The organism is Haemophilus sp. SZY H8, assembly GCF_018829755.1.
Classification (GTDB): Bacteria; Pseudomonadota; Gammaproteobacteria; order Enterobacterales; family Pasteurellaceae; genus Haemophilus; species Haemophilus haemolyticus_K.
Genome location: NZ_JAHKJY010000002.1, coordinates 230,871 through 244,214, shown reverse-complemented (window position 1 = coordinate 244,214; position 13,344 = coordinate 230,871). Strand labels below are relative to the sequence as shown.

15 protein-coding genes and 1 tRNA gene are annotated in these 13,344 nt (G+C 37.6%); 6 read left to right on the top strand and 10 right to left on the bottom strand.

Annotated features, from left to right (window positions below; translation table 11 throughout):
* Positions 1–14 precede the first annotated feature (14 nt).
* From KKW16_RS04220 to artM, 3 genes are read left to right on the top strand one after another with little or no spacing between them, the layout of a single operon-like run.
* Positions 15–734 (top strand): lysine/arginine/ornithine ABC transporter substrate-binding protein, encoded by a 720-nt coding sequence (locus KKW16_RS04220; protein WP_046950422.1) that lies wholly within the window; start codon positions 15–17, stop codon positions 732–734.
* 3 nt (positions 735–737) lie between these two features.
* Entirely contained in the window at positions 738–1,403 is a 666-nt protein-coding gene (artQ, locus tag KKW16_RS04215; RefSeq protein WP_048952864.1) for an arginine ABC transporter permease ArtQ, read from the top strand.
* Positions 1,403–2,086: an arginine ABC transporter permease ArtM gene (artM, locus tag KKW16_RS04210; protein ID WP_048952865.1), complete on the top strand. Its 684-nt coding sequence runs from the start codon at positions 1,403–1,405 to the stop codon at positions 2,084–2,086. Before artQ ends, artM begins: the two co-directional genes overlap by 1 nt.
* Positions 2,087–2,511: 425 nt before the next feature.
* On the opposite strand, the gene KKW16_RS04205 is transcribed toward artM, so the two are convergent.
* From KKW16_RS04205 to KKW16_RS04160, 10 genes are all read right to left on the bottom strand, one after another.
* Positions 2,512–2,587: transfer RNA gene (locus tag KKW16_RS04205), tRNA-Lys, on the bottom strand.
* A 155-nt stretch (positions 2,588–2,742) separates the two neighbouring features.
* Positions 2,743–3,204 (bottom strand): peptidoglycan-associated lipoprotein Pal, encoded by a 462-nt coding sequence (gene pal / locus KKW16_RS04200; RefSeq protein ID WP_048953946.1) that lies wholly within the window; start codon positions 3,202–3,204, stop codon positions 2,743–2,745.
* Positions 3,205–3,228: 24 nt separating this feature from the next.
* Positions 3,229–4,512, bottom strand: a complete 1,284-nt coding sequence (gene tolB, locus KKW16_RS04195; protein ID WP_048953945.1) for a Tol-Pal system beta propeller repeat protein TolB — start codon at positions 4,510–4,512, stop codon at positions 3,229–3,231.
* Positions 4,513–4,553: 41 nt separating this feature from the next.
* Complete coding sequence (tolA, locus tag KKW16_RS04190) at positions 4,554–5,741, bottom strand: cell envelope integrity protein TolA (RefSeq protein ID WP_048953944.1); 1,188 nt, start codon at positions 5,739–5,741, stop codon at positions 4,554–4,556.
* Between the two features lie 14 nt (positions 5,742–5,755).
* On the bottom strand, positions 5,756–6,175 hold the full coding sequence (gene tolR / locus KKW16_RS04185; protein WP_005634116.1) for a colicin uptake protein TolR: 420 nt from the start codon (positions 6,173–6,175) through the stop codon (positions 5,756–5,758).
* Positions 6,176–6,239: 64 nt separating this feature from the next.
* On the bottom strand, positions 6,240–6,926 hold the full coding sequence (gene tolQ, locus KKW16_RS04180; protein WP_005626973.1) for a protein TolQ: 687 nt from the start codon (positions 6,924–6,926) through the stop codon (positions 6,240–6,242).
* 17 nt (positions 6,927–6,943) lie between these two features.
* Positions 6,944–7,354, bottom strand: coding sequence for a tol-pal system-associated acyl-CoA thioesterase (ybgC, locus tag KKW16_RS04175; RefSeq protein ID WP_048953943.1), 411 nt, complete (start codon positions 7,352–7,354; stop codon positions 6,944–6,946).
* Positions 7,355–7,432: 78 nt separating this feature from the next.
* Positions 7,433–7,726, bottom strand: a complete 294-nt coding sequence (gene ybgE / locus KKW16_RS04170; protein WP_048953942.1) for a cyd operon protein YbgE — start codon at positions 7,724–7,726, stop codon at positions 7,433–7,435.
* A 110-nt stretch (positions 7,727–7,836) separates the two neighbouring features.
* A complete protein-coding gene (gene cydB, locus KKW16_RS04165; protein ID WP_048953941.1) occupies positions 7,837–8,973 on the bottom strand; it encodes a cytochrome d ubiquinol oxidase subunit II in 1,137 nt (378 codons plus the stop codon).
* Positions 8,974–8,987: 14 nt separating this feature from the next.
* Positions 8,988–10,553 carry a cytochrome ubiquinol oxidase subunit I gene (locus tag KKW16_RS04160; RefSeq protein WP_009766713.1) on the bottom strand — a complete coding sequence of 522 codons (1,566 nt, stop codon included), beginning with the start codon at positions 10,551–10,553 and terminating at the stop codon, positions 8,988–8,990.
* A 454-nt stretch (positions 10,554–11,007) separates the two neighbouring features.
* On the opposite strand from KKW16_RS04160, the gene KKW16_RS04155 reads away from it, so the two are divergent.
* The 3 genes from KKW16_RS04155 (at position 11,008) to KKW16_RS04145 (ending at position 13,288) form a co-directional block, all read left to right on the top strand.
* Positions 11,008–11,295 carry a DUF5339 domain-containing protein gene (locus tag KKW16_RS04155; protein ID WP_048953940.1) on the top strand — a complete coding sequence of 96 codons (288 nt, stop codon included), beginning with the start codon at positions 11,008–11,010 and terminating at the stop codon, positions 11,293–11,295.
* Between the two features lie 92 nt (positions 11,296–11,387).
* A complete protein-coding gene (gene mobB / locus KKW16_RS04150; protein ID WP_048953939.1) occupies positions 11,388–11,903 on the top strand; it encodes a molybdopterin-guanine dinucleotide biosynthesis protein MobB in 516 nt (171 codons plus the stop codon).
* Positions 11,900–13,288: an MDR family MFS transporter gene (locus KKW16_RS04145; RefSeq protein ID WP_048953938.1), complete on the top strand. Its 1,389-nt coding sequence runs from the start codon at positions 11,900–11,902 to the stop codon at positions 13,286–13,288. Before mobB ends, KKW16_RS04145 begins: the two co-directional genes overlap by 4 nt.
* The last annotated feature ends 56 nt before the right edge of the window (positions 13,289–13,344 follow it).

Below are 13,344 nucleotides of genomic sequence, written 5' to 3'. Positions count from 1 at the left end.
ATAAGGATTTTATTATGAAAAAAACATTATTAACTGCAATTTTATTCGGCGCATCCGTAACAGCAAGCGCACAAGAGCTTACTTTTGCAATGGAACCTAGCTATCCACCATTTGAAACCACAAATGAAAAAGGCGAGATTATTGGTTTTGATGTCGATGTGGCGAATGCAATTTGTAAAGAAATCCAAGCAACCTGTAAATTCAAAGGCGAAGCTTTTGATGCATTAATTCCAAATTTAAAAGCAAAACGCTTTGATGCATCCATTTCCGCTATTGATATTACCGATGCAAGAGCAAAACAGGTTTTATTCTCTGATGCATATTACGATAGCACTGCAAGCTATGTAACCCTTAAAGGAAAAGCAACGTTAGAAAGTGCAAAAAATGTTGGCGTTCAAAATGGAACCACATTCCAACAATACACAGTAGCAGAAACCAAACAATATACAACTAAGGCTTATGCTAGCTTACAGAGCGCAATTTTAGACTTAAAGAGCGGTAGAATTGATATGATTTTTGGTGATACCGCAGTACTTGCAGATATGATTAGCAAAGAACCAGAAATGCAATTTGTAGGCGAAAAGGTAGCAAATAAAAAATATTTTGGTAATGGTTTAGGCATTGCAATGCATAAATCAAATAAAGAATTAGCGGAGCAATTAAACAAAGGTTTAGCTGCAATTAAAGCAAATGGTGAATACCAAAAAATCTATGATAAATGGATGACAAAATAATCTATGAGTTCTGATTTTCTTTCTTTAATGTTTACCGCAGCCCTAATGACTTTAGGGCTTGCGGTCTGTTCATTAATCCTAGGGTTATTTTTAAGCCTAATTTTTGCCGTACTTGAAGCAAATCGTTTTGTTGGAAAACCAACGGCAGTATTCATTGCCTTATTGCGTGGCTTACCTGAAATTCTCGTTGTATTACTCGTATATTTTGGTTCCACTGAATTAGTAGAAATGCTAACAGGAGAATACATTGAATTTGGGGCATTTGGCTGCGGTGTATTTGCGCTTTCTCTCATTTTTGCAGCTTATGCTTCACAAACATTACGCGGCGCAATTCAAGCTATTCCGAAAGGTCAATGGGAGTCTGGTGCGGCGTTAGGCTTAAGCAAAAGTTATACGTTCATCCACATTGTCATGCCACAAGTATGGCGTCATGCCTTACCAGGTTTAAGCAATCAATGGCTTGTATTACTAAAAGATACAGCATTGGTTTCATTGATTGGTGTGGACGATTTGATGCGCCAAGCGGATCTGATTAATACCAATACACATCAACCCTTTACTTGGTACGGTATTGCTGCGTTAATTTATTTAGCGGTAACATTAATTAGCCAAGTTGGTATTCGAAAATTAGAGCTACGTTTTACTCGTTTTGAAAGGGGCGTGAAATAATGTTTCAAGAATATTTAAGCGTGATCGCACAAGGGATTCCAACGAGTTTGTTGCTTACAGTCGTATCATTACTGATTGCCTTCTGTTTGGCATTATTTCTCACTTTTTTACTTTCAATGGAAAATAAATGGGTAAAAAGAGCGATTAATTTATACCTTACTTTATTCACTGGCACGCCACTGTTAGTTCAGTTCTTTTTAATTTATGCGGGGCCGGGCCAATTTCAGTGGATTATTGACAGCCCATTATGGTATCTCTTATCCAATGCCTGGTTCTGTGCAGCATTAGCTTTAGCGCTAAACAGTGCAGCCTACTCCACACAATTATTTCATGGTGCAGTGAAAGCCATTCCAAAAGGACAATGGGAAAGTTGTGCAGCATTAGGATTAAACCGCATACAAACTTTAAAAATTTTAATTCCTTATGCCTTAAAACGTGCTTTGCCGTCTTACAGTAACGAAATTATTTTGGTATTTAAAGGCACGGCATTAGCCTCCACTATTACAATTATGGACATTATGGGCTATGCTCGCCAACTTTATGGTACAGAATATGATGCACTGACAATTTACGGCATTGCGGGAGGCATCTATTTAATTATTACGGGTATTGCGACTTTATTGCTACGTAAATTAGAGAAAAAAGTATTGGCATTTGAACGTTTTGAAGTAAGCAAAGCATAAAGTGCGGTAGAATCTTTAGTCATTTTTAAATCCCAACCTAGGTTGGGATTTTTTAATTAAATTTATTTATAAGTCTTAAATTCATTGAAATTGAGAGCAAGCTTAAGTCTCAAAATAGTTACTCTGATATTAATTAGTAATACAGGGAGCCAGAATTCTTTATATTAATAGAGAAGAGGATTTTGAAAGTATTGTTGATTATTGTGGACAGTAAAAAAGAGGGGTGAGTAGAGCAAGAGAGAATGTTTGAACAATAATATAAATAATTTTAAATAGAAGCCGTTAAACATAATCAATTCATAATCTTTTTTTAGAAAGGATTTAATGATAAGACTCTTAGTTATAGAAGATAAATAGACACTAATAATTTGACGTATGGAAGAAGTATAGATTTAGATTTTAGAGATGTAATATGAGTGGTTATTTGGTGGGTCGTGAAGGATTCGAACCTTCGACCAACGGATTAAAAGTCCGCTGCTCTACCGACTGAGCTAACGACCCATAAAAATAAAGAGCGTCTATCATATCCAGTTTATTTTTATATGCAAGAATAAATTTATCTTTTTTCTATGAGTGAGTAAATTATAATCAGAAAATAAAACAGGGCCTATCATTTGATAGGCCCTGTTCCTTGTTAGTATTAAGAATACTAAAAATTAGTATGCTAACACTGCACGACGGTTTTTAGAGTATGCAGCTTCATCGTGACCTTGAACTGCTGGTTTTTCTTCACCGTAAGATACAGTGCTTAATTTACCTGCTTCTACGCCTTTACCTGCTAAGTAACCCTTAACAGCATCAGCACGACGTTGACCTAACGCAATATTGTACTCAGGAGTACCACGTTCGTCGGTGTTACCTTCAACTAATACTTTAGCTGATGGTGTTGCTGTTAAGTATGCTGCGTGTGCATCTAAGATTTGAACGTATTCACCTTCGATGTTGTATTTGTCAAAACCGAAATATACGGTGTTGTAACGTTGTTGAAGATCAGCAACAGAGTATCCACCGAAAGTTTGACCAGCACCATTGCCTGCAGCATCGTTGTTAGATGAGCTACAAGCTGCTAATGCAGCTACAGAACCTGCAACTAATAATGATTTAACAAATTTGTTCATTAGATTTCTCCTCAATGAGTTTTTTTATTTAGTTAAGTATGGCGACCAAGCTGGAAATTTTACTTGGCCATTACTTCCTGGAAGGCTCGCCTTAAAGCGACCATCTGCAGAAACCAATTGTAACACCTTTCCTAGGCCTTGTGTAGAGCTATAAATAATCATAATTCCATTTGGTGAAAGACTTGGACTTTCACCTAAGAATGATGTGCTGAGTACTTCAGAAGCTCCAGTTGTAAGATCTTGTTTAACTACATTATTGTTACCATTAATCATTACAAGGGTTTTACCATCAGCACTAATTTGTGCACTACCACGACCACCAACAGGCGTTGCACTACCACCATTCGCACTCATGCGATAAACTTGTGGTGAGCCCCCTCTATCAGAGGTAAAAAGAATTGAACTACCATCTGGTGACCAAGATGGTTCAGTATTATTACCTGCCCCACGAGTTAATTGAGTTGGTGTACCACCATGAGAATTCATCACATAAATATTTAATAGTCCATCTTGCGAAGAGGCAAACGCTAAACGTGAACCGTCCGGTGAAAATGCTGGTGCACCATTATGACCAGGGAAAGATGCTACCACTTTACGAGCACCAGAATTTAAATCTTGTACAACAAGTTGTGATTTTTTATTTTCAAAAGACACATAAGCTAAACGTTGACCATCTGGAGACCAAGCTGGTGACATAATTGGTTGAGAGCTACGATTTACGATAAATTGATTATAGCCATCGTAGTCTGCAACACGAACTTCATAGGGCTGTGAACCACCATTTTTTTGCACAACATAAGCGATACGAGTTCTAAATGCACCACGGATCGCAGTTAATTTTTCAAAAACTTCATCACTAACAGTATGAGCACCATAGCGTAACCATTTATTTGTCACTGTATAGCTATTTTGCATTAATACCGCTCCAGGCGTACCTGATGCACCAACGGTGTCAATTAATTGATAAGTAATACTATAACCATTACCAGATGGAACAACTTGTCCGACCACAATTGCGTCAATTCCAATATTAGACCAAGCTTCAGGATTTACCTCTGCTGCTGAAGTTGGACGTTGAGGCATCTGAGATACTGCAATAGGATTAAATTTACCGCTGTTACGTAAATCATCAGCAACAATTTTGCTAATATCTTCTGGTGCAGATCCAGCAAACGGCACAACAGCTATAGGACGTGCACCATCAACCCCTTCATCAATTACAATGCGAACTTCATCATCAGCGAATGCATTGTTTGCAACAGCAAGTACAATCGCTAATACGCTCACTAAACGTTTTAATAATTTCATTTTGTTACCTTTAAAATTTAACAATAAATTTTTCTAAAGAATTATCGAATATCAAAATCAATAATTGGCGATTTATATTTCTCATAGATAGCATCAGATGGGGCTGCTGGAACTTTTTTTGTTCTAGCCACCGCACTTAATGCTGCTGTACAAATATCATCAGGACCTGAAATTTTTTGATATCCCAAGATTGTTCCATCTCGACTCAATTGAATTTTAATACGACAAACTTTTCCTGCAAAACTTGGATCTTTTAAGAAACGACGTTGAATCTCTTTCTTAATTACTCCAGCGTATTGATCTCCTACTTTGCCACCATCGCCAGAACCAAGCGCAGCACCGCTACCTTGAGTTCCACCTTTGTTAGCATTTCCGCCTTTAGATGCACTACCGCCACCAATATCTCCGCCATTTAAGAAATCATCTAAACTGGCTTGGTCCGCTTTTCGTTTTGCTGCATCCGCTTTAGCTTTAGCATCGGCAGCAGCCTTAGCTTTCGCCTCTGCATCAGCTTTTGCTTTAGCATCAGCTGCGGCTTTAGCTTTTGCATCGGCTTCAGCTTTTGCTTTAGCATCGGCAGCGGCTTTAGCTTTTGCATCTGCTTCAGCTTTCGCTTTAGCCTCAGCTTTTGCTTTAGCTGCGGCTTCAGCTTTTGCCTTGGCTTCAGCCTCTTGTTTTGCTTTTTGTGCTGCAAGTTCTGCTGCTTTAGCTTTCGCCTCTTCTTCAGCTTGTTTTGCTGCTGCAGCTAAACGTTTAGCTTCTGCATCTGCTTTTAATTTTGCAGCTTCAGCAGCTTGTTTTGCTTTTGCCTCTTCAGCTTGTTTCTGTTTTTCCAACGCTTCTTGACGAGCTTGCTCTTGTTGTTTTTTTATTTCTTGCTGACGTTGCTGTTCTTGCTGACGTTTTAACTCTTCTTGTCGTTGAACTTCCTGTTGACGCTTAATCTCTTCTTGATTAGGTTGTGGCGGTTTTTCTTCAACAACGGGTTCTGGACGTTTCTGTTTATCCGCTTGCCCTTTTTTCTGTTGTTGAATTCTACCCCATTCTTGCGCTGCAGAGCCAGTATCGACCATTACTGCGCCCATAGCATCACCATCACCTTCGCCACCACCCATAATTTCAACTGTATGGTAGAAAGAGCTGACAATCAACAATCCAAACAAAACAAGGTGCATCACTATAGAAATAACAAATGCATTTGCGCCTTTTTTTTGTCGATTATTTTGCACGGTTACCTACTTAGTTAAATTGGGTTTGTCATTAAACCAACAGATTTAATTCCAGCAAGGTGGAGCAGATTAAGTGCTTTAATCACTTCTTCATAGGGAACTTCCTTAGCTCCACCCACTAAAAATAGTGTGTTATTATCTTTATCAAATTCTTGTCGAGATAACTGTGTCACCATTTCTTCCGTTAACCCTTCTTGACGTTCTCCGCCAATAGAAATCGCATATTGTCCAATCCCTGAAACCTCAAGAATTACCGGCACTTTATCTTCATTAGATACATTTTGACTTTGCACTGAATCCGGCAATTCCACTTGTACGCTTTGGCTAATAATTGGTGCTGTTGCCATAAAGATCAACACAAGCACTAACAATACATCCAAAAACGGGACAATATTAATTTCAGATTTAATATCTTTACGCTGACGACGAGCCATAATTCAAATCTCTCTTATTTTTCACCGCACTTAACGAAAGAGTGCGGTGTATTTTTTCTATATTTTAGTGTGGTGCTTTGCCGAAAGCTTGGCGATGTAAAATCGTCGTAAATTCATCAATAAAGTTACCATAATTCTGTTCGATAGCATTCACGCGTAAACTTAAACGGTTATAAGCCATTACAGCCGGAATCGCAGCAAACAAACCGATTGCAGTAGCAATCAAAGCCTCAGCGATACCAGGAGCAACCATTTGTAAAGTTGCTTGTTTAGCACCACTTAATGCCATAAAAGCGTGCATGATACCCCAAACAGTTCCGAATAAACCAATATAAGGGCTAACAGAAGCTACTGTAGCCAAAAATGGTACGCGACTTTCAAGGCTTTCAACTTCACGATTCATTGTAAGATTCATTGCTCGCGTAGTTCCTTTAATAATCGCCTCAGGCGCATCAGGATTCACTTGTTTCAAGCGAGAAAACTCTTTGAAACCAACAAAGAAAATCTGTTCACTACCCGTTAAAATATCACGACGATTTGATAATCCTTCATATAGCTTATTCAAATCCTCACCAGACCAAAAACGGTCTTCAAAAGTATTCGCTTCTTTTAAAGCTGCCGTTAAAACTCGGCTACGTTGAATAATAATTGCCCAAGAAATAATTGAGAATGAAATCAAAATCACAATTACAAGTTGAACAACAATACTTGCTTTTAGAAAAAGATCTAAAAAATTCAATTCTGCAGTCATTGCACACTCCGAAAAGTTTATTTTAGGTTGTAAAACGCAGCTTTTACTTCTTTAGGAAGAGCCACAGGTTTCATATTGCCAAGATGAACACTGGCTACCTTGACTGTAGCCTTTGATAACATCACCGTATCACGTATAAGTCTTTGCTCAAAAAGGATTGTTGCACCTTTTATCTCTATGACATCTGTTTCTACCGTGAGTAAATCATCCAGTTTTGCCGCAACGCAATAATCAATAGCGAGCGATTTGACAACAAACGCGAGTTGTTGTTCTTGTAATAAAGTTTGCTGCGTAAAATTTAACGCTCGCAAATATTCTGTTCTAGCTCGCTCAAAAAAATGCAAATAACGAGCATGATACACAACGCCACCAGCATCAGTATCTTCATAATACACTCGAACGGGAAGATAGAAGGTTTTTTCTGACATTATTAAGCTTTGCCCACCGCAATAGGTCGGATATTTTAGAACCTGTTTTTTAGATAAGCAATATGCCGAAGAAAAAAATCATCCTCGTAAATAAAAATGCTCTACAGAACTAATCAATATAATGATATAAGCAATATAAGGTAAGAAAATTAATTTCCAAATTACGCTTTTAATTTCAAATCCGATTCCATGAATCCAAACCGTAATCAATCCCCAAAAGATCATCAAAATCCACCAAGGAGAATCATTTCGTAACAATGTTGAAAAATTATCAACATTAAAGAAAAATACGGCTGTTAATCCTAGCGCTAAAATAAATGAAAGGGTTCGAAACGAACCCTTATTAATTAATTGATAGAGTGAATGAATCATATTACTCGTCAAATTTTCCTGCTTTTTCTTTGCCAATAGTTAATTTTGCACTAGCAAATATAGCTAATAACACACCCACTACCCAAATTATATATAACATATTAATCTCCTTAGTATAATGAGTGTTTATTTTCGTCAATGAAGTTTGCGTCTAAACGACCGAACATTTTTGTATAGGACCAAATTGTGTAACACAACGATATGGTGACAAAAATAAGTGCTAAGAAGAACATCAATGTTAATGTTAATTCACTCGATGTCGCATCCCACATTAACAAACTTTGTTCAGGATTTGAGCTTGAAGGCATCACAAATGGGAACATAGATACTGCAGCAGTAATAATTACACCAGCCATTGTTAATGCAGAGAAAAAGAATGCGAAACCACAACGATTAGCTTTAGAAAATGCCGCATTTAATAATGCAGCAACTACTGCTAATGCAGGGAAAATCCAAAGAATTGGCATTTCATTGAAATTTCTAAACCACGCACCAGTTTCAACAGCAACTTCTTTATTCATTGGAGAAGATGGCGCGTAGTGATCCACAACACTCGTTACTACATAACCCTCTTTAAAGTATAACCATGCTCCAGCTAATACGAATGCAATTAAAGTCACAATAGCACCGATTTGGCTCACTGAACGAGCGCGATCACGCAATTCTTCGGTTGTTTTCATTTGTAACCAGTTCGCACCGTGAGTCACAAGCATTGATAAGCTAATAACACCACACAATAATGCAAATGGATTTAATAATTCAAAGAATGAACCAGTATAAGTTACTTGAGTCAATTCGTTGAAATGGAATGGAACGCCTTGTAATAAATTACCAAAAGCCACCCCAAATACTAATGATGGTACAAAACCACCTGCGAATAGTCCCCAATCCCAAACAGAACGCCAAGTCGGGTTATCAATCTTTGCACGATATTCAAAACCCAATGGGCGCAAGAATAATGCAGCTAAAACCAATACTAAAGCGATGTAGAAACCTGAGAATGAAACGGCATATACAATTGGCCATGCCGCAAATACTGCGCCGCCTGCAGTTAATAACCAAACTTGGTTACCATCCCAATGGGGGGCAATAGAGTTGATCATAATACGGCGCTCCACTTCTTTTTTGCCTGTTACAGGTAAAAGTGCGGTCACGCCCATATCAAATCCGTCGGTAACAGAAAAACCGATCAACAATACAATAACTAACACCCACCAAATAAAACGTAGAAATTCATAATCAATCATAATTCATCTCCTGCTTATTTAGATGATTGTTCAAAGTAGTATTTGCCGGTTTTTAACGCACTTGGACCCAAACGCGCATATTTAAACATCAAATACATCTCAACAATAATGAACGCAAGATAAAGCGCACAAATTAAACCAATAGAGAACCATAAATCGCCAGTACTTAACTGAGACGCTGATACCCCAACAGGTAAAACTTCATAGATTGCCCAAGGTTGACGACCAGACTCAGCTAAGAACCAACCAAATTCAATTGCTAAGATTGGCAATGGGATACACCAAAGCAATGCTTTAAGCAATAAGCGAGAAGAAGTGACTTTGTTACGTAAATTTTGAACAAATGCGCCGAAGGTCAGTAAAATAATTAAACCACCGGCTGCTAACATCCCACGGAATGCCCAGAAGTTAGGACCTACGTTTGGAATAGTATCGCGAGCAGCTTGTTTAATTTGTTCATCTGTTGCATCTACAACTTTATCTGTGTAACGTTTTAATAATAAACCAAAACCTAAATCACCTTTTACTTCATCAAATTTTGCTTTAGTTTCTGGATTTACGTGGCCTGCTGATTTTTTCTCTGCTTTTAATTGCGTGAATAAATCGTAAGCGACCATACCGTTACGAACACGACCTTCATTTTTCGCTTGAATATCTTTCAAACCAACAATTTCAGTATCTAAAGAACGCGTTGCAATTAAACCACCCAAATATGGGATCTCAATCGCAAAATCATTTTTCATTTCTGCAGTATTTGGAATTGCAACTGGATGAAATGGCGCTGGCGCAGGATGAGTTTCAAACTCAGCTTCCATTGCAGCCAATTTCACTGGTTGTGCTTTACCAATGTCGTAACCTGATTCATCCCCCATAATTAACACAGCCGATGCCGCGATAAAACCAAAGGTTGCAGCAACAGAGAATGAACGTTTGGCAAAACCAATATCACGACCTTTTAATAAATAGAATGCACTAATACCTAATACAAACATTGCACCAGTCGAATAACCTGCTGTTAACGTGTGCAAGAATTTACTTTGAGCAACAGGATTTAACCAAAGATCTAAAAAGCTCGTCATTTCCATACGTACTGTCTCAAAATTAAATTCTGAGCCAGCTGGAGACTGCATCCAACCATTAGCAACTAAAATCCACATTGCAGATAAGTTCGAACCGAAAGCTACGCAATATGTAGCAAGTAAGTGTTTACCTTTAGTTAAACGATCCCAACCAAAGAAGAATAACCCCACAAAAGTTGATTCTAAGAAAAAGGCTAGTAACGCTTCAATCGCTAATGGCGCACCAAAAATATCACCTACATAATGAGAATAATAAGACCAGTTAGTACCGAATTGGAATTCCATAATGATACCTGTGGTCACCCCAAGGGCAAAGTTAATACCAAATAACTTCCCCCAGAATCTTGTCATATCTTTATAAACTTCTTTGCCTGTCGCCACATAGATGGTTTCCATAATCACAAGGACGAATGACAAACCTAATGTCAGCGGCACGAAAATGAAGTGATACAACGCAGTTAAAGCAAACTGCAAGCGAGAAAGGTCAACGACGTCCAACATTCTCAACTCCTCTGTATAAACAACATTAGTTCCAACAATGATTAAAAAGGCAGAGCCTTAAATAACCCCTAATCACTCAACTTAATTAGTTAAGCCTAAATTGGTTTATCTACATAATCACTACACAACGATGAAAAATAGAAAATTACTACAAAGATAACCCAAATTGGTGGCTATTTTACTACTAAACGTAAGGATAAAAAATACTAAAAAACGTTATCTGGTTCATATTTTTGATGTAAGTTATGAAATACCTATTATTTGTTAAAGTTTGTAAAATTGATCTATATCAAATTTGTGACTTTTTCAAAAAAATATAGCTCTAGTTTAGATTCTATTATTAATTAGCATAGTAAAATCCGTTTAAGTCTGGACATATTGATTGTATTTTGTTATTTTCTTACTATCTTCAGTTTTGAAATTTTCTAGGATAAAGAGAAGAAAGGATCTAAAAATGAAAAAAACATTCCTTATTTTGACTGCATTTTTCTCTGTCATATCACCTACTGTTTTAGCTGTGCCTAACTCGGTTCCACAGCAATGTGAACAGTTGTTTAAAGAAACAGAAAGTTTAATAAATCAGGCCGAGAGACAGCCTGGTACACATATTCAGGTAAATAAAATTAAAAGTAAACTTAACCAGAGTAAACAACAAATTCTACAAATGGAACTTGCTACTCAATTGAAAAGCTGTGAGCTTGGTTTAGCAAAATTAAGTAATTTGAAAAGTTATAGTGAATAGTAAAAAGCCTTATTGAATACAATAAGGCTTTTTATATTGGAGTTTATTCCACTTGGTTAAAACTCGAGTAATTAGAATTTAAGGATTACATGATGAATAGAGCAATACCTTTGTTAGGGATTACCGGTTATAGCGGTAGTGGTAAAACAACATTATTAGAAAAACTTATCCCAGAACTTATCGCTCGTCACATTCGCGTTTCGGTGATTAAACATAGCCATCATAATATGCAAGTTGATAAAGAAGGAAAAGATAGTTGGCGCATGAAAGAGGCGGGTTCTTCTCAAGTCATTTTAGCGAATGATGAACGCTGGGCGATCATGACGGAAATACCAAAACCTGTTTCATTGGATTATTTAGCAAAACAATTTGACCGAACTTTAACGGATTTAGTGTTGGTGGAGGGCTTTAAACAAGAGCCTATTCCAAAGATTTTGCTTCACCGTCAAGAAATGACAAAACCTTTGCCTGAAATTGACGAATATGTCGTGGCGGTTGCGACGAATTATCCCCTTGAAATTGACCGCACTTTGTTGGATATTAACCGCATTCCGCAAATTGCCGATTTTATTGAAAATTGGTTGCACCATTTTCACGGAGCACGATGACTGAATCCAATGCCTATCGCGGTTTAGCTTGGGTCGCTGCAATGGCGCTTTTTATGCAGAGCCTAGATGCCACTATTCTTAATACCGCCTTACCGGCGATATCCTCCGATTTACATAAACCCGCCTTTGAAATGCAAATGGCGATTATTGCTTATTCTTTAGCCGTTGCGTTATTTATTCCTCTTACCGCTTGGGCGGCAACAAAATTTGGGACATTGACCGTTTTTCGCGCAGCTGTGTTGACTTTTATTTTAGGTTCTATCGCTTGTGCTGTAGCTCCTAATTTAGAAAGTTTAATCTTAGCCAGAGTGATTCAGGGGATAGGTGGTGCCTTTATGATGCCAGTGGCGCGTTTAGCTATTATTCAAGCTGTTCCCAAACAACAATTAGTTAATGCTTGGAATTTAATGGCAACTGCAGGTTTGATCGGACCAATTCTAGGGCCTATTTTAGGTGGATGGTTAGTCATTCACGCTAGTTGGCACTGGATTTTTTTAATTAATATTCCAATTGGTGCACTAGGAATTTTGGCATCAGGCAGCGTGATGAACAATATCAAAGGCGAGTCAGAGAAACTGGATTGGACTGGTTTTTTACTCTTTGCATTAGGGTTAGTTGGCATCACACTTGGTTTGGATTTACTCGGCGAAAGTCAGCATAGTGTAATTACAACCTATAGCGTGTTAGTTGTTGGTGTTCTGTTACTTGTGGCGTATTGTAGTTATGCTAAAAACAATGAAGATGCCATTTTACCTTTATCCCTTTTCCGAGCTCGTACATTTAGATTAGGCATTATTGCCAATATTTTTATCCGATTATCTGCATCTGGTGTTCCCTTTTTATTGCCTTTGATGTTCCAATTATCTTTCGGTTACAGTGCTGAAATGTCAGGCTGGCTATTAGCACCGATTGCGCTAATTTCTGTGATTTTAAAAATATTAATCGGACGAATTTTAAATCGTTGGGGCTATAAAACAACGCTAATTTCATCCGCACTTTTGATGGCTGGCTCTGTGATTTCAATGGCTTGGTTAGATAAACAAAGTTCTCTGACTTGGATTATTTGTAATCTTATGTGGTACGGTGCCTGTATGTCGATGATTTTTACTTCAATCAATACTCTGACTGTGGGGGATCTTTCAAAACAACAGGCTGGCACAGGTTCTACAGTATTAAGTATTGTGCAGCAAGTTGGGATTGGATTTGGTATTGCTATTTCATCGATAATTTTAAATCTCTATAGACATTTCTTTAGCGAAAGTGATGGTTTACAACGGGCTTTTAGCTATACGTTTTTAACCTCATCGCTTTTTGCAATCGCCTTAGTTTGGTCGCTTATGAAATTACATAAAAATGATGGCGATCATTTACGGAAGAATCCTTAGATTAATTTGTTATAATCCATGGAATTTTTTTATTTAAAAAAAGCGACATTTGCTTA